Raw genomic sequence first — 16,688 nt, forward strand, 5'->3', positions numbered from 1 at the left:
CGGCCCCGCACTAAGCTGGGACCATGACTTCACCTGCTCCCACGGTCCTGGTTTTCCTGGACCCCGCCTTCGAAAACGGACGCATTGCCGATTCAAGCCAGCCGCAGCTCATGGCTACCGACCTTGGCGCGACCCGCGGCGACGGAGTGTTCGAATCACTCCTCGCTGTTCAGGGACGACCCCGCAAGGTCCAGGCCCACCTGAACCGGCTGAGCAGTTCCGCCGCAGCCTTGGACCTGGTGCTTCCGGAGCAGGATGCCTGGCGCAAGGCGATCGATACCGCCATCAACGAGTTCCGCGATGTCCACCCGGCTCCCACGCCGGAGGAGGACGAGGTTGTGGTCAAGCTGATCGTGACCCGCGGTGTCGAAGGTGCAGCCAGCCCCACATGCTGGGTGCAGGCTTCGCCCTCACCTGCGGGCAGTCGCCGACAACGCGAGACGGGCATCGACGTCGTACTTTTGGACCGTGGCTTCGACACCGAAGCGGGCGAACGGGCGCCGTGGCTGTTGCTGGGTGCTAAGACGCTCTCTTATGCAGTAAACATGGCTGCGCTGCGCTTCGCGCATAAGCAGGGCGCAGATGATGCCATCTTCACCTCCACGGATGGCCGCGTCCTGGAGGGCCCGACCTCCACTGTTTTGCTGGCTCACCTTGAAACAGTCGACGACGGCGAAGGTTCCGTGAAGACCCTACGCCGCCTCATCACGCCGCAGCATGACAGCGGAATCCTCCCCGGCACCTCGCAGGGCGCATTGTTCGCAGCAGCAAAAGCTGCCGGCTGGGAGCTGGGCTATGGGCCGCTTGTGCCGCAGGACCTGTTTGATGCCGACGCCGTATGGCTTATCTCCAGCATCCGTTTGATCGCCCCTGTGAACCACATCAACGGCAAGGAAATCGGCACACCGTCTGTTCGGAAGCAGCTCACAGCCGAACTCAATGAGCTGTTCGCAGGCATCGAGTAAATCGCTGGGCTTCCAAGGCTTTTCGCTGATGAAGCCCCGCTAGAACCTAGCAGGTCACAAGTAGAGTAATTGCTCGCATGACTCAATGATTAGAAACTCTTGGGCTCGACCATGAGCGCACATTGTGTTCAATCACGTTTCTTATCCTCCTTGAAATGATCATTCGTCATGTGATGAATCTTGTTCTCGTGTTAGTTGGATCACGTCCCGCTAGTACAACTACTTCAGACTTTGCTGGCTAACTTCCCGGAGGGAATATGGGACTCAGCTCCCCCACAGAAGCCGAAGCATCGGCAACCGAGGCACAGCCCCAGACTGGCGCCTCACAGACAGGACTTCGCCGGTCCATGGAGGCCCGGCACCTGGTGATGATCGCCATGGGCGGCGTCATCGGCTCTGGCCTGTTCGTTAGTTCCGGATACACCATCTCCACCGCCGGCCCCTTGGGCGCCGTGATTGCCTTCCTCATTGGCGCCGTGGTGGTCTACCTGGTGATGGCATGCCTCGGAGAGCTCGCTGTTGCGTTCCCCGTCTCAGGTGCCTTCCACATTTATGCCGCCCGCACCATCGGCCCGGCTACTGGCTTTGCCACGGCCTGGTTGTACTGGCTCTGCTGGGCTGTGGCTCTAGGTTCCGAGTTCACCGCAGCGGGCTTACTCATGCAACGCTGGTTCCCGGGCGTCGACGTCTGGATCTGGTGCTTCGTCTTCGCCACGGTCCTGTTCACCCTCAATGCCATTTCATCGCGCGTCTTTGGTGAATCGGAGTTCTGGTTCGCGCTGATCAAGGTTGCCGCCGTCGTCGGCCTGATTATTCTGGGCGGCGCCGCATTGGCTGGCTTCCACCCTCTGGCCGCTGGCGAGTACCCGTCCTTTGGCGAGAACTTCAGCACGCCGGACGGCCTCTTCCCGAACGGATTCACCGGTGTCTTCGTCACGTGTCTGGCAGTCTTCTACGCCTTCTCGGGCTCCGAGCTGATCGGCGTTGCCGCGGGAGAAACCGCAAATCCCGGCGCGAACATCCCCAAGGCGATGCGGACCACCGTCATACGACTCATGATCTTCTTTGTTGGTGCGATCGTGGTCATCGCCGCCACCATTCCCTACGAACAAGTCAGCGTGGACGAGAGCCCGTTTGTCACCGTCTTCTCCATGCTCGGCATCCCATACGCCGCGGACATCATGAACTTCGTGATCATCACGGCACTGCTTTCCGCCGGCAACTGCGGGCTCTTCTCCTGTGCACGCATGCTTTTCTCGCTGGCCGACGAAGGCCACGCCCCCAAGGCTTTCCGTAAACTGACCAAGCGCGGGATCCCCATGGTGGCCCTCTGCGTCAGTATGCTGGGTGGCCTGGCTTCGCTGATCAGCAGCGTTGTTGCCCCGGCCACCGTCTACTTGGTGCTCGTTTCCGTGGCCGGTTTCGCGACCGTTGGCGTTTGGATGTCCATCGTCGCTTCACACTTCATCTACCGCCGGACGTTCATCAAGAACGGTGGAGACCTCAGCACGCTTCCTTACAAGGCTCCGTTGTTTCCGCTGGTACCGATCCTCGCGTTCGCGCTCTGCCTGGTATCGCTGATCGGCATCGCGTTCGACCCCAACCAAGTAGCTGCACTCCTGTTCGGCGTTCCGTTCGTGGGTGCCTGCTACGCCATCTTCTACTTCAAATACGGACGACGCCGGTCGCTCAAGAAGGCTGTGGACGTTTAGGACTTTGTGGTCCGTGGCTTCCTGACCTTGTTGGAAGTCAATCAGCCCCCTGGGCAACCCTTCCCGGTTGCCCAGGGGGCTGATCTCGTTTCACCAGGGTCACGACCCACACCTCGTGCCGCCACCACCCACATTGAATCCTGGATGGTTCCGACACGCCCGCCAATGGGTGTGTCATAGCCCTGTCGGAGGCCAAAGTAGGTGGTGGCAACACACTCGGCTAGCGATGGGATCTATTTCTTGGCTGCGCGTACCGGGTGCTCGCTCAAAATGGACAGACGGTTGAAGGCGTTGATCCCTATTGCCGCCATGCAGAGGACGCTGATCTGCTCGTCACTGTAGTGCTGACGTGCCTGTTCAAAAAGCTCGGGGCTGGGCCTCGACGAGCTCATACGGGTGATCTGCTCAGCCATCTCCATCGCCACCACCTCAGCGGGTTCAAACAGCTGAACTTCCTTGTAAACGGCCACGAGGGACAGCCTCTGTTCCGTCTCGCCGTATTTGAGGGCTCGCCGGTGATGAAGGTCCAGGCAAAAGGCGCAGCCGTTGATCTGCGAGCACAAGTAGTTGATGAGCTCAAGGGTACGGCGCGGGATGCCAAGCCGGTCAGCTTCGTCCACGAGCTGCTGGGAATAGTGGCTTAGGGTCGCGTAAAGATCCGGCTGCTGCTTGTCCAGATAGCCGGCCAGACGTGGATTTGTTTCCTGTTCAGGCATGGTTGGAGCCTAACGCAACGGGGGTTCCTGTCCCCGCTTCAGCTCCTGAATGCGGAGGCGAAGGAAGATGATCGCCAGCACCAGGGCATAGATCACCAAGGCTGCAACGCCCACTGTCACCAAGACGTAGAGAATGCCAAAAGCTGAAAACAAAGAAAGCCCCCCCAATTACGGCCCGGCCGGTGCCGACCAGGGTTTCAGATGCTAGCAGCCCCTATGCCAAACCCGAGGGACGTGAGAGAGGGCTTACTCGCGGGCGCCGGGGGTGTCGGCAGCGAGACGTATGCCGTGCTCCGCCAGCCACACCGGGTTGAAGGCCTTGCTCAGGTAGTTCGTGCCGGCGTCGGGCGCTATGGCCACCACCACCGAACCGTGAGGTGCTGCTCGAGCCACCCGCACAGCCGCGGCAACAGCGAGCCCGGAAGACGGACCCAGCGCCAGTCCTTCTTCATCCAGAAGCCTGTGGACGGTGGTGTAAACCTCGTCGTTGGGGATCCGCAGGAAACGGTCCACGATGGCGCGGTCGAGAGCCTTGGGCCATTCAGCTTCGGGCCAGGAGTTGCCCACGCCGTCCACCAGGATCTCGCCGGGATGGCCGCCGCTGTAGGCGGAGCCGTAGGGGTCGGCACCCACAACTTCCACGTGCCCGCCGGGTCGTGAGGCAGCCACGCGTTCCTTCAAGAACCGGCCGTTCCCGCTGATGGTCCCGCCGGTGCCTATCCCCGCTACGAAGTGGGTCACCAGGCCACCTGTCTGTTCCCAGATCTCGGGCCCGGTGGTTTCATAGTGGGCGGCGGGATTGGCAGGGTTGTCGAACTGCATGGGCCGCCACGCGCCGGGCGTCTCGGCGGTAATCCGCGCTGCCACGGCGCGTGCGTTCTCCGGCGATTCCGACGGCGCGTTCCAGTCCGTGAGGATCACTCGGGCGCCGTAGTTGTGCAGCGCGGCAAGCTTCTCCTCGGAGATCGTGTCGCCCGTAACCACCACCACCGGGTGTCCGGTCAGGTGCCCGATGAGGGCGAGCCCGATCCCGGTGTTGCCCGACGTGCTTTCCACAATCGTGGCGCCCGGTTGCAGCTCGCCAGACCTTTCCGCCGCCCGAACCATACTTAGCGCGGTGCGGTCCTTGATGGAGCCACCAGGGTTTTCGGACTCGAGCTTGATGTGGATGGTGCTGCCCAGGCCGTGACCCAGTGATTCCAGCTTCACCAGCGGGGTGTTGCCCACTTTGTCCAGGACCGAGGCGTCCAGCCCGTCCGGAATCGGGACGGCCGCGTGCACACCCTGTTTGCGGATCGCTGTACTCACCACGGTTCCTCCCCTGTCTCCGAAAATTCCCTGGTTACGGCATCCCGCAACTCCAGACGCGCACGCGCCACCAAGTCAGGAGCCGACGGCCGGTCGGCAAGCACATCGGTCAGTCTTCCCACGACGGCGCCCGTCCCCTTTCCGAGCGGCTGCGCGGCTCCCGCTTCAAGCAGCAGGTACGACGCCGTCAACGCCTCGATAACCAAGAGCTTTTCGGCAGCCTCCAACGACTTTTCGAGCTGCTGCAGGGCAAGCGGGGCAAGCGTCGAATGGTCCTCGACGTCGGCAGAAAGCGTCGGCGCCCCGAGCGTCGCCGGTGCGGCGAGGAACTTGAGTTCGGCCAACAGTCCAGCGGCCGAGTACCAGAGCAGCCCGGGAAGTTCTTCTTGGGCCAGACCTTCCCCGGAGGATGCCGCCTGCAGGTGGCGGGCCCGGATAGCCCGTTGTGGTGGATACAACTTGGCGATACGACGTTCACTGGAAATCCCAACGTGGGCCAAAGCCAGCCGCAGGCCCTCGAAGGCGAGAGCCAGTTGCATCGGTTGGAAGTTCCCGCCGGACATCATCTGCCCGGAGTCGAGATCGACCAGGGGATTATCGCCGCGGCCGTTTAGCTCCACTTCCAACGCAGTACCGAGCTGCTTCACCAGGGATCGAAATGCCCCGTGCGTCTGGGGCGCGGCCCGGAACGATAACGCATCCTGCACCGAAACTTCGGGACGAACATCCTCCAGCCACCCACCGCTCAGAAGGCGGCGAACAGCGGCAGCCGACTCCCGCTGCCCGTCCACCGCCTTGGCCGCCTGGATTGCCAGCGAGAACGGGCTGAGGTTCCCGCCGCCGTCGTACCTTGCGATCGTCTCCAGTGAGAGGGAAAGTGCGACGTCGGCCAGTTCGGCCAGGTGCCGCAACCGCACCAAGGCGAGAGTTCCTACACCCACTGAGTACGCATTGGCACTGACCAGGGCCAAGGCCTCACCCGGCGCGAGAACAAGTGGCTGGAGACCGGCGTCGGCGAGCGCTTTGGCGCCGGGGATCAGCGTGCCATCCGCGTCGAACGCTTCGCCCTCGCCCAAAGCAACGGCGGCGACGGCGGCAAGTTGGGTCAGGTCTGACGAGCCCACTGAGCCTTCCCGGGGGATGGCGGGGAAGACTCCGCGGTTGAGCATTTCGGCGTAGAAGACTGCTGTTTCGGGTCGCACGCCGGAACCACCGCGGCTGAAACCGATAAGCCTGGCAAGGATTACGGCACGGGCAGCAGCCCGGTTAAGATACGTGCCCACACCGCTGTTGTGATACCTGACCACCTGCACTTGGTACGCCAGGAGCGACTTCTCCTCCACAGCCGTATCCCGGCCTGACCCTAGCAGTGTGTTGAGACCGTACACACGCTTTCCGGAGGTCGCGGTGAGCTCCACTAGTTCCCTCGACTTACGCATCAAAGTCAACGCTTCCTGGTTGAGTTCCACGTCAAACGAGGGATCTTCGGCGGCCAGCGCCACGTCCGATGCCAGCACCGGAGCCGCACCGATCAGGAAGGTTCGCGGTTCAGCCGTCACCATCAGAAGTCCAAGAGATTTTGCCGGAAACCACCGTTGCCGTAGCTCTTCCTCAACAGGCCACGGCGCCGCAGTTCAGGGGTTAGTTTGTCCAGTACACCGTGCACGGTCACAGGGTCCACGAAGCCGGAGAAGAGGAAACCGTCGCCACCCACTTCAGACCCTGTCGACTCCAGGTAGTCGGCGATTTCGCCAACCGTACCAATGATGGAATCACCCGCTCCTCCGCTGCGGGCCTGCAGGATCTGTCTCAGTGTGGAGCCCGGAGGGGCCGCCTTGGCGAAATGCTCCAGCGTCCCTTGGTTGCTGTTGGTGCTCAATTCGGGCAGCGGAGCATCGAGGTCGAACTGTTTGAAGTCGATCACTGAAAGGTAGGAGATGGAGTTGAGTTGGCTGTCGATGTCGCGTTGGGTGAGTTCACGCCTCTGTGTCCGCAACTCCTCTGCCTCTGCCGTGGAACCAACAATGGTGGGCTTCAGGACGAAAAGAACCTTGACGTCGTCGGGATTGCGGCCTGCTTTTGCAGCTTCCGCGCGGATGGAATCCCGGTAGGACTTCATCCCGTCAACGCCGCGTGCCAAGGCAATGGCCACGTCGGCATGCCCACCTGCGAAGGCCTTACCCCGCGGCGACGCACCAGCTTGCACCAGGACTGGTTCTTCCGGCAAAGGCGCAGTGTTCAGCGGACCCCTGACCTTGAAGAATTCGCCTTCGTGGTTAATGGGATGCACCTTGCTGTGGTCCGCGAACACCCCCGCCTCAACGTCCTCAAGCACGGCGCCAGGTTCCCAACTCCGCCAGAGCCGCCTGACGACGTCGACGAATTCCTCCGCTTTCTCGTACCGGAGGTCGTGTTCGATCTGCTGGTCCAGCCCGTAGTTCTGGGCGGCGAGGTCGCTGCCGGACGTGACTACGTTCCAGCCGAGCTGCCCTTCTGAGAAGTGTTGCAGCGTGGCCAGGAGCCTGGCGGCAGTGAAGGGCGGGTAGAAGGAAGCGCTGACCGTCGGGACGATCCCCAAATGCTCCGTGGCTGAGAGAAGGTACGGGACCAGCGCCAGCGGATCATGCTTCGGAGCGAACGACGCGTGCGCCAGGGAGACCTCGGCCGTGCCGCCGTAGGTATCCGGGACGGTGAGCGAATCCTCGATGATGAACAGGTCCAACCCGGATTGCTCAAAGGCCCGGACAGCCTCCTGGTACAGGGCGGGTTTCTTCCAGTCATAGCCCAGGCTGTAGCCGGGAGTCCCCCAGCCCTGGACACCAAAACCGTGTCCCACGAACCATCCAAAGTGCAGCATGGGCTTGAGTGTAGAACTGCTCTGTCCGTTCACCGCGACCTGATTTCATGCGAAGTTACAGGGGGTCGTACTGCGTCAATTATGCTCCCGGGGCGTCACATTTGGGCGGGACTGATGACGGTCCGGATTTTCCACATACGGCCTCCGCCTGGTTCCGCAACAGCAGTCGTTCGGGAATGATCGCTGTATGAGTTCACCCACCCGTTCTTCCGCCAAGTCCGCCAAGTCCGCCAAGGACCGGCTTGCGGGCGTCTGGGCGCTCAAGGGCTACAAACGCGAATGGCTCCGGCACGACGTCGTGGCAGGTGCTGCCCTCTTCGCCCTGCTGGTACCCGCCGGTATGGCCTATGCGCAGGCGGCCGGCCTTCCACCGGTCACCGGTCTCTATGCCACTGTGGTCCCGCTGCTGGTTTACGCGTTCGTGGGGCCTTCCCGCATCCTGGTCCTCGGCCCCGATTCTTCCCTCGCCCCCATGATTGCCGCGGCAATCGTGCCACTGGCAGCGGGTAGCAGCGAAAAGTCGGTGGCATTGGCAGGGCTCCTGGCAGTGCTGATCGGGGTACTGATGTTGGCCGGTTCGGCCCTCAAACTCGGGACCATCACAGGACTGCTCTCCAAACCCATCAGGCTCGGATACCTGAACGGAATCGCGTTGTTGGTGGCATTCTCGCAGCTGCCGGCGTTCCTTGGGATAGAGGCCGACGGCGACATCTGGCAAAAGCTTGCGAAGGTCACCACCGGGGTGCTGGGCGGCGAGGTCAACATCACCGCACTGCTGCTGGGCGTGGGTTCGCTGGCGCTGATCTGGATTCCCCGGCTGCTGAAGTGGAAAGTGCCGGGTGTGCTGCTGGCGGTGGTCGGCTCGTGCGTCGCAACGGCCGTTTGGAGCCTCAACGACGACGTCAAGGTCACCGGAGTCCTGCCGCAGGGCCTCCCGATGCCCGCGCTCGGCGGCATTGGCTGGGCGGACGCACTCACCCTGCTTCCCGCTGCGGCAGGGATCGCCCTCATGGCGTTCGCGGACACCGGCGTCCTGTCCCAAACATTGGCAGCCAAGGAAGGCAAGAAGGTTTCCGGCAACAGGGAAATGGCAGCACTTGGGGCAGCCAATGCTGCCACGGGCCTGCTGGGCGGATTCCCCATCTCCGGCAGTACATCGAGGACCCCTGTGGCTGTGGACGCTGGTGCCAAGTCCCAGATGACCGGCGTGGTGGGTTCGGTGCTGGTGCTTGCTTTCATGCTGCTGGCTCCAGGGGTGACCGAGTACCTGCCGTCCGCCACCTTGGCCGCCGTCGTGATTGCCGCAGCGATAGCCCTGGCGGACCCGGCCGGCGTCCGGCGCCTGTTGAAGCTGAGCCGGAGCGAATCCGTAGTGATGTTGGCTGCGTTCCTGGGCGTCCTTACGGTGGGTGTGCTCCAAGGAATTGTGGTGGCCATAGCCTTGGCACTCTTGGACTTCGTGCGGCGGGCCTGGGATCCATACCGAACAGAACTCGGTGCCGAAGAAGGGCTCCCTGGGTACCACGATCTTGAACGACACCCCAACGGCGCACGCATCCCCGGGCTCCTGATCCTCCGTTTCGATGCACCGCTGTTCTTCGGCAACGGGCAGGTTCTTGCAAGCTTTGTCCGGGAACAACTGGACGAAGCTTCGGATAATATCTCCCACGTCATCCTGGCGGCGGAACCCATCACAGGCATCGACACCACGGCCTTGGACGATCTCGTCACGCTGGATGAATGGTTGGCCCGTCACGGCGTGGATCTGGTGTTCGCCGAACTCAAAGGACCTGTGAAGGACAAGCTGATCCGCCTCGGAACGGCAGCACGTTTCACGCCGGACCACTTCTTTCCTACAGTCGGCGCCGCCGTCCGCACGCTCAGGGACGAAGAGTGAAACGGCCGCCGATTACGCAACATGACGGCCGCCCCACCACTCGCAAGTGCGGCCGGATGCCCGTGGATGTTACGTTTTTCTTGAGTAATGAGTACCAGCGCAAAGCCCTGACTTGCTGGTCGGCAACCCTCTCTCCGGCGGGGTGCCTCAGGTGACTACTCGGCGTATCGACAATTCGTACTGCAAGCGTGACTGAGGAGCACCAGCTATGCCTGAACCCACTGAAGAAAAACTCTCCTACCGCCTGGTGACAGGCCCGGACACCCGCGACTTCTGCGAGCGCATCCACAATGCCCTCGCCGAAGGTTATGTCCTCCACGGGAGCCCGGCAGCAACATTCAACGGCACGGACGTCATCGTTGCCCAAGCCGTTGTCCTGCCGACCGCGATCGCCACAGCGGATGCCGCAGTGGCCAATGCCGTTGACCAGTTGGAGAACTACGACGACGAAGAAGCTTTCGAGGGCCACGCATGAGCTACGCAGGTGACCTGACCCCGCACGACGCGTGGGCCAAACTCCAAGAAGGCGCCATCCTGGTTGACGTCCGGACCGAGGGCGAATGGGCCCACATTGGAATCCCCGACACCAAAGCTACCGAGAACGACCCCCTGTTCATCCAGTGGAACTTGGCCGGCGGAATTCCGAACTCCCGCTTTATTGAAGACCTTCAGCAACAGGCTCCCGAAGACGACGGCGTTGAGCTCGTCTTCCTATGCCGTTCCGGGCAACGCTCCATCTCGGCGGCCATCGCCGCAACCCAGGCCGGCTTCACTGCCTACAACGTCCTGGAGGGCTTCGAAGGCGAACCGGACCGCTACGGTGAGCGCACCGTCAACGGTTGGAAGAACCGTGGCCTGCCGACGAATCTGGGGACCGAGTAAGTGACTTTTAATCCCGACGCCGCCGGCTGGAGCCCTGACACCCAGGCCGTCCGCGGTGGCCTTGACCGCACCAACTTCCAGGAAACGTCCGAACCCGTTTTCCTGAACTCAGGCTTCGTTTACGAATCCGCTGCCGCCGCCGAACGTGCCTTCACCGGCGAGGACGAACGATTCGTCTACTCCCGTTACGGCAACCCGTCCGTGGCCACGTTCCAGGAGCGGCTGCGGCTGCTCGAAGGAACCGAGGCGTGCTTCGCGACGGCGTCCGGCATGTCTGCAGTCTTCACCGCCCTGGGTGCCTTGCTGGCTGCCGGTGACCGTGTGGTTGCTGCCCGCTCGCTGTTCGGCTCCTGCTTCGTGATCCTCAACGAGATCCTTCCCCGGTGGGGCGTGGAGACGGTCTTTGTTGACGGACCCGACCTTGAGCAGTGGCGCGAAGCCCTGTCCGAGCCCACCACCGCGGTGTTCTTCGAGTCACCGTCCAACCCCATGCAGGAGATCGTCGACATCGCTGCCGTCAGCGAACTGGCCCATGCCGCCGGGGCGACTGTCGTCGTCGACAATGTCTTTGCCACTCCCCTGCTGCAGCGCTGTGGTGAGCTGGGTGCAGACGTGATCGTGTACTCCGGGACCAAGCACATCGACGGCCAGGGACGAGTCCTTGGCGGCGCGATCCTGGGCACCAAGGAATTCATCGATGGTCCGGTCAAGCAGCTCATGCGGCACACTGGCCCGTCGCTTTCGGCGTTCAATGCCTGGGTGCTGACCAAGGGCTTGGAGACTATCGGACTGCGAGTGAATCACAGCTCCGCTTCTGCTCTGAAGATCGCAGAGTGGCTCGAGCAGCAACCCGCCATCAGCTGGGTCAAGTACCCGCTGTTGAAGTCCCACCCTCAGTACGAGCTCGCTGCGAAGCAGATGAAGGCCGGCGGTACTGTGCTGACGTTCGAGCTGCTTCCTTCGGCCGGGCGTACAGCCAAAGACGCTGCGTTTGCCTTGCTCGATGGCCTCCGTGTCATCGATATCTCCAACAACCTTGGCGATTCCAAGTCCCTCATCACGCACCCGGCAACCACCACCCACCGGGCCATGGGGCCTGAGGGCCGTGCGGCCATCGGGCTCTCCGATGGTGTGGTTCGCCTGTCTGTCGGGCTTGAAGACGTGGACGACCTCATCCTGGATCTGGAGAAGGCACTCAAACAGGTCTAACCTTGCTGCCATGAGCGGGAACCATCCCTATCGCCGTGCCGGATCCGTGATCGTTGCCGGCACGGCGGTGTGGTTCGTCGGGATTTCGCCGGTCTCACGTGTCTACATCACGCCCGATGACGCCGAACGCCTCCGCATGCTGCAAGCCGGCCAGCGCGGCTGGATCACAGGTCAGCACATTACCGCGGCCGGGACCGTCGCAGTGCCAGTAGGATTCGCGGCGTTCGCCCGTGCCATTCCAGCCCTGGGAGCTCCGCGCACGAGGGCGAAGAAGTGGGCCTACGCCGCTGCGGCCGCGCTGCTGGCCGGTGCACCGTTCTTCGTCTCCAGCGTTGCCCGGCGGGCTTCCGACATTGAAGGATTCGCCTACCGCCGCGGTTCCAGCGCTCCGTTCCTGGCGTATTCCGGGCTGCATGTTGTGGCGTTGGCTGCGCTCGGCGGGAGCCTTCTTTCTTTACCTGCCAAACGGTGGATCGGGGTCACGGCTGCGGCCGCCGCACCCATCTACGGAGCCGTCCTTATGGCCAAGAAGGACATCCCACCGCTCTTTTTCTACCTCGTGGAGGGGACCGTCGGAGCCTACCTGATGGCCTGGGAAGAGCCGGCAGCCGACAAGCCTAGGGCCGCCTGACCCTGGTCAGCATGGGCGAGGGTTCCTTATGGGCATCGGCGGCAGCGCCGCGCACCGTCACCTTCGCAGCATGCGCGACGACGGCGGCCAGGGCTTCGTTGGTAGGCGGACTTCCCGTCTGGGTTTGCCCGTCGCGCTGCCTCTTGTTGTAGCGTTCGGCGGCTTCCAGTTGTTCGTGGGCACCATTGCCCCGCGCCAGTAAGTCCGAAATCCCGGCTTTGACGAGTTCCAACTCGTTTTGGTCGTCCAGGACCGGGCTCAGGTAATCAACCAATGCCCACACGACGTCCGCCGCTGGCTGAGGTAGGAAGTCACCGAAGTCCAGGAGATCTCCGCGCAGACCCGAATTGCTGGCCTGCCAACTCGCCATCCGCAGGAGTGCCGTGGGCACCGCGGTGGGTTCCACGCCGTCGAGCATTTCCAAGGAGGCCGTCTCCACCAAAGCCCGCACCAGCACCGCCATGAGGGCCGCGTCCTCAGCGCGGAGGCAGACGTCGGCCACGCGGACCTCAACAGTGGGGTGGTTCCTGGAGATGCGGGCGTCAAAGTAGATCATGCCTTCATCCATGATCACGCCCGTTTCCAGGAGGCGCTTCACGATGCGTCGATAAGCCGTAAGGGAGCCAAAGACGGAGGAAGGGCCGGACGTTGGCCAGCGGTTCCAAGCTTGTGTGCGGTAGCTGTCGAAACCAGTGGGAAGCCCCCGCCAGTAAGGCGAGTTGGCGGTTAGGGCTGTCAGGACGGCGAGTTTGTCCCGGATGTGGTCCAAAACCACCACGCCTTCCTCGGGCGACTCCACCGAGGTGTGCACGTGGAATCCGCACGTCAGCTGCTCCGTGGCAATGATGCCGAAGCGATCCAGCATTGCGGCATACCGGGGGTCCGGAGTGGTGTGCGTATTCGAGGCCAAGGGAGACGTGGCGATGGCGGCAACCCGCGCTCCATGCTGCCGTGCGGCCTCGTTGGCCATGGCCCGGCCACGGCGGATCTGTTGCAGGAGCTCGCCGTAACTATGGCATGGGCGGGTCTGTGTCTCGATCTGCTCCAGTTTGAGCTCGTGGCTGAGGCCCGTGGCAGTGCGGGGTTCATCGTGGCCCGCAAGGAGCGCGTTCGCGAGGGCCAGGGGCTCGCCCGTCACAGGATCGACGATGAGCAGCTCTTCCTCAACCCCGAAAGTGCGCATGCTCCATTCTGCGTCAGGAGGGCTGGTGAGGACAGGGCTTGTGCTTCCGGGACTGTTCGCACCCGTTCCCGCCATTCGCACCAGAGTTACTTGGAGCTAATGGCGGGAACGGGCGCGCCGAAAAGGAAGAAAGGGTGCGCGGCCGGCCAGCAGCAGGCCCTAGTCCTGGAAGTACTCGATCTTCGCACCGATCGTGTTCAGGCGCTCGGCGAGGTCCTCATAGCCGCGCTCGATCACGTAAATGTTGCGAAGCTCGGAGGTTCCCCGGGCCGCCAACATTGCCAGAAGGAGGCAGGCCGCAGGTCGCAGGGCCGGCGGGCAGCCGATTTCAGCGGCACGCCACTTGGTAGGCCCATTGACGTAGATCCGGTGCGGATCCAAAAGCTGCACTTGGGCGCCCAACTTGTTGAGCTCCGTCAAGTAGATTGCACGGTTCTCGTAGACCCAGTCGTGGATCATGGTCTGGCCCTCGGCATTGCCTGCAATCACCGCAAAGAACGGCAGGTTGTCGATGTTCAGGCCCGGGAACGGCATCGGGTGGATCTTGTCCTGCGGCGCGCGGAGCTCCGAGGGCTTGGTAGTCACGTCCACCAGCCGGGTGCGCCCGTTGCGAGCCATGTACTCGCCGGAGATTTCGAGGTTCTGGCCCATCTGCTCCAGGGTGGCAAGCTCGATTTCCATGAATTCGATGGGAACCCGTCGGATGGTGACCTCGGAGTTGGTAACGATGCCTGCGGTGATGAGGCTCATTGCCTCGATGGGGTCTTCAGACGGGAAGTACTCAATGTCTACATCAATGGCTGAGCGTCCGGTGATCTTCAGTGTGGTGGTTCCGACACCGTCGATGTCCACGCCCAGGCCCTGCAAATAGAAGCAGAGGTCCTGCACCATGTAGTTGGGGCTGGCGTTCCGAATGATGGTGGTGCCCTCACGGTGGGCGGCCGCCATGATGGCATTCTCCGTCACGGTGTCGCCGCGTTCGGTCAGAACGAAGGAACGGTGGAGTTCGTCGCCGGGAGGTGCGGTCACGGAGTAGAAACCGGACTTCGCTTCCACCTCGAGGCCGAACTGGCGAAGCGCCTGCATGTGCGGTTCCACAGTGCGCGTACCCAAATCGCAGCCACCGGCGTAGGGCAGCAGGTATTCGCTGGTTTCGTCCAGAAGCGGGCCGAGCAGCATGATGACGCTGCGTGTGCGTCGGGCGGCGTCAACGTCCATGGACTCAAGATCCAGGACCTCGGGGCGGCGCAGACGCAGGTCGCTTCCGTTGAGCCACGTGCATTCCACGCCGATGGACGTCAATACCTCGACGATCCTGTTGACTTCCTCAATCCGTGCCAGCCGGCGCAGAGTGGTGGTTCCGCGGTTGATCAGGCTGGCACACAAGAGGGCGACACCGGCATTCTTACTGCTGTTGACGTCCACTTCGCCGGATAGGGTCCTGCCACCCTCCACGCGGAGGTGGGTCATCTGCGGCTTGCCCACTTTGACGATGGAGCGCCCGAAAATGGCTTCAAGGCGTTCGATCATCCGGAGGCTGAGATTCTGTTTGCCCTGTTCCATCCGGGCGATTGCGCTCTGGCTGGTTCCCAGCTCAGTTGCCAGCTGCCCCTGCGTCCAGCCTTTTTCACCACGGGCGTCGCGGAGCAGGAGGCCTACATTCTCGGCGGTAGGTTGCGTCATACTCAAAAAATATCACAAATGAGCTAGAAGTGAAGAGCAAAACAAGGAATCAGCGGCATACATCACGCCGTACCCGTTCTGTGCGATATAGAGTACGACGCCGGCGGTTCACTCTTCGTGAACGCTTTCCCTCAGTTTCATCAAGGGCAGAGCTACCCATTGTGCCCTAACGAGGGTTAGCGAAGGATGTACGGGAAAGCTCAGGGGGAAATATGCCTTTCTACGGCGCCGACGTCGATCAACTCAAAGCACTATCCAAAGCGCTCGCCAGCGGAGCATCGCTGCTTACTAGCCGCGCCCGGGAGCTCGACTCCTTGATCGCCCAGGACGGTTACTGGCAGGGGCAGGATGCCAAGCGTTTCGCTTCCGACTGGCAGGGCCACCTACGGCCTTTGCTTGAAAGGACCTCGCGCGGGATAGAAGAAGCGTCCAAGTCCGCGCTCACCAATGCCGACGAGCAGGCGGGCGCGTCCACCGGGGGCGCCGGCGGCAGCTCAGGCAGCTCCAGCAACCCGGGTAACGATGCAACAACGAAGACAGCGACTGCCACGGACCCCACCCAGCCCACGCCAGAAGAAATCCTGGACCAGTACCAAGTCAGCGACGCCGAAACCACCAACTGGCCCGGCGACTGGGATCCGCTGCGGTTCGTGGTGGACCAGAAGGTGGTGACCGAGAAGGAAGCGGAACTCCTGAATGGCCTGGGCCCCTTTGAGCTGAACGCTTTCAAGGGCATCCACGACGACGCCTTCAGTGTTGCCGACGAGCGCTTCCCCAGTGAAGATCGCAACGACGACCAGAACGATGCCTTCCGCCACGCTTATTGGAATGCCCTCATGGTGAAGGAGTTCGGCGCGGACTGGGCAGAGGATTACGCCACGGCTCACGAACAGCTCCCCGGGAATCCGGCTCCCCGCGAGGCCATGGATCTGTACAACAATGAAGTTGGGCGCAACGTGGCCATCGCCAATCCTGACGCCAGCGCTGAGGAGCTTGCAGACTTGATCGAGGACGCCGTCAACAACGGAGACACCGTGGTGGTGGGACCTGACCTATTGCCGCACCCTTCAAACGAGGTCCCCGCTGACCAGACGGGTGATGCAGGCAATGCCGAGCCCGCCCCTGGCGAGGACCCGGAGTTCAACGACGAGTCCAGGACGACATCGTGACTCGTCCATGCACCAACAACTTACGACGCCGCCCCAAGACTGCAGCGCTCCGCGTCACCGTTACCACTTTGCTCACCTTTGTCCTGGCCTGTGCCTTGGCATCCTGTTCCCTCGGAGGATCCGTCATGCCCGAAACGAACGATCACCTCAACGATCAAGTCCTGGAGTCCGCCAAGAACGGCACATCGCTCAAGCTGGCCGACGCCACGGACTTCGACTGGGACCAAGCAGGTTTTGTCACGTCGGGAACCCCTGCCAAGGACATTGAGGAGGCCTTTGGCGAACCCCTCACCAAGGAGAGCCGCTATACCGCTTCACCGGCACTCTTTGTCTTCCTGAAAGACGGCAAGGTGACTAAAGCGGTCCGCATTGTTCCGGACGCATTCTCTGGGGCTGACGCCAGGAAGAAGTACGGCCGCGACGTTGTGCTCACTCCGCCGGAGGGGAAGAAGGGCTTCCTCAACTGGCGCGAGTAA

General features: G+C 62.4%; 16 protein-coding genes and 1 riboswitch. Of the genes, 9 read left to right on the plus strand and 7 right to left on the minus strand.

The annotated features are described in order from the left end of the window. The first annotated feature begins 23 nt into the window (after positions 1 to 23). Positions 24 to 965 (plus strand): aminodeoxychorismate lyase, encoded by a 942-nt coding sequence (locus tag ACZ881_RS15950; RefSeq protein ID WP_476116880.1) that lies wholly within the window; start codon positions 24 to 26, stop codon positions 963 to 965. Positions 966 to 1,222: 257 nt separating this feature from the next. Next, positions 1,223 to 2,677, plus strand: coding sequence for an amino acid permease (locus ACZ881_RS15955; protein WP_476116882.1), 1,455 nt, complete (start codon positions 1,223 to 1,225; stop codon positions 2,675 to 2,677). A 233-nt stretch (positions 2,678 to 2,910) separates the two neighbouring features. Here ACZ881_RS15955 and ACZ881_RS15960 read toward each other — a convergent pair whose 3' ends face one another. The 5 genes from ACZ881_RS15960 to ACZ881_RS15980 all read right to left on the minus strand — a co-directional run bounded on the left by ACZ881_RS15960 (position 2,911) and on the right by ACZ881_RS15980 (position 7,591). Continuing rightward, on the minus strand, positions 2,911 to 3,393 hold the full coding sequence (locus tag ACZ881_RS15960) for a carboxymuconolactone decarboxylase family protein (protein WP_091469888.1): 483 nt from the start codon (positions 3,391 to 3,393) through the stop codon (positions 2,911 to 2,913). A 9-nt stretch (positions 3,394 to 3,402) separates the two neighbouring features. Further along, the gene (locus ACZ881_RS15965) at positions 3,403 to 3,546 is read right to left on the minus strand and encodes a hypothetical protein (RefSeq protein ID WP_166660322.1); all 144 of its coding nucleotides are present in this window, start codon (positions 3,544 to 3,546) and stop codon (positions 3,403 to 3,405) included. 93 nt (positions 3,547 to 3,639) lie between these two features. Further along, positions 3,640 to 4,704: a PLP-dependent cysteine synthase family protein gene (locus ACZ881_RS15970; protein WP_476116885.1), complete on the minus strand. Its 1,065-nt coding sequence runs from the start codon at positions 4,702 to 4,704 to the stop codon at positions 3,640 to 3,642. Continuing rightward, positions 4,698 to 6,263 (minus strand): aromatic amino acid ammonia-lyase, encoded by a 1,566-nt coding sequence (locus ACZ881_RS15975; protein ID WP_476116887.1) that lies wholly within the window; start codon positions 6,261 to 6,263, stop codon positions 4,698 to 4,700. The genes ACZ881_RS15970 and ACZ881_RS15975 overlap by 7 nt, the downstream gene beginning before the upstream one ends. After that, positions 6,263 to 7,591 carry an NtaA/DmoA family FMN-dependent monooxygenase gene (locus ACZ881_RS15980; RefSeq protein ID WP_476116890.1) on the minus strand — a complete coding sequence of 443 codons (1,329 nt, stop codon included), beginning with the start codon at positions 7,589 to 7,591 and terminating at the stop codon, positions 6,263 to 6,265. The genes ACZ881_RS15975 and ACZ881_RS15980 overlap by 1 nt, the downstream gene beginning before the upstream one ends. Positions 7,592 to 7,745: 154 nt before the next feature. Here ACZ881_RS15980 and ACZ881_RS15985 point away from each other — a divergent pair, with 154 nt between their 5' ends. The 5 genes from ACZ881_RS15985 to ACZ881_RS16005 all read left to right on the plus strand — a co-directional run bounded on the left by ACZ881_RS15985 (position 7,746) and on the right by ACZ881_RS16005 (position 12,177). Further along, a complete protein-coding gene (locus ACZ881_RS15985) occupies positions 7,746 to 9,455 on the plus strand; it encodes a SulP family inorganic anion transporter (protein ID WP_476116892.1) in 1,710 nt (569 codons plus the stop codon). A gap of 83 nt (positions 9,456 to 9,538) precedes the next feature. Continuing rightward, a riboswitch (SAM riboswitch) is annotated at positions 9,539 to 9,650 on the plus strand. Between the two features lie 13 nt (positions 9,651 to 9,663). Next, a complete protein-coding gene (locus ACZ881_RS15990; protein WP_054808796.1) occupies positions 9,664 to 9,930 on the plus strand; it encodes a DUF1737 domain-containing protein in 267 nt (88 codons plus the stop codon). Then, positions 9,927 to 10,337 (plus strand): rhodanese-like domain-containing protein, encoded by a 411-nt coding sequence (locus tag ACZ881_RS15995; protein ID WP_017200107.1) that lies wholly within the window; start codon positions 9,927 to 9,929, stop codon positions 10,335 to 10,337. Before ACZ881_RS15990 ends, ACZ881_RS15995 begins: the two co-directional genes overlap by 4 nt. Then, a complete protein-coding gene (locus tag ACZ881_RS16000; protein ID WP_476116893.1) occupies positions 10,338 to 11,546 on the plus strand; it encodes an O-succinylhomoserine sulfhydrylase in 1,209 nt (402 codons plus the stop codon). Positions 11,547 to 11,556: 10 nt separating this feature from the next. Further along, positions 11,557 to 12,177 (plus strand): hypothetical protein, encoded by a 621-nt coding sequence (locus ACZ881_RS16005; RefSeq protein ID WP_476116895.1) that lies wholly within the window; start codon positions 11,557 to 11,559, stop codon positions 12,175 to 12,177. Here ACZ881_RS16005 and ACZ881_RS16010 read toward each other — a convergent pair. Then, on the minus strand, positions 12,164 to 13,360 hold the full coding sequence (locus ACZ881_RS16010) for a glutamate--cysteine ligase 2 (RefSeq protein WP_476116896.1): 1,197 nt from the start codon (positions 13,358 to 13,360) through the stop codon (positions 12,164 to 12,166). The genes ACZ881_RS16005 and ACZ881_RS16010 overlap by 14 nt on opposite strands. Positions 13,361 to 13,519: 159 nt before the next feature. Continuing rightward, positions 13,520 to 15,043 carry a UDP-N-acetylglucosamine 1-carboxyvinyltransferase gene (locus tag ACZ881_RS16015; protein WP_091469865.1) on the minus strand — a complete coding sequence of 508 codons (1,524 nt, stop codon included), beginning with the start codon at positions 15,041 to 15,043 and terminating at the stop codon, positions 13,520 to 13,522. A 212-nt stretch (positions 15,044 to 15,255) separates the two neighbouring features. Between ACZ881_RS16015 and ACZ881_RS16020 the strand changes: the two genes are divergently transcribed. Both ACZ881_RS16020 and ACZ881_RS16025 read left to right on the plus strand, forming a co-directional pair. Beyond that, on the plus strand, positions 15,256 to 16,212 hold the full coding sequence (locus tag ACZ881_RS16020) for a WXG100 family type VII secretion target (protein ID WP_476116899.1): 957 nt from the start codon (positions 15,256 to 15,258) through the stop codon (positions 16,210 to 16,212). Then, the gene (locus ACZ881_RS16025) at positions 16,209 to 16,688 is read left to right on the plus strand and encodes a hypothetical protein (protein ID WP_139025172.1); all 480 of its coding nucleotides are present in this window, start codon (positions 16,209 to 16,211) and stop codon (positions 16,686 to 16,688) included. Before ACZ881_RS16020 ends, ACZ881_RS16025 begins: the two co-directional genes overlap by 4 nt.

Source organism: Paenarthrobacter sp. TE3676 (assembly GCF_056279165.1).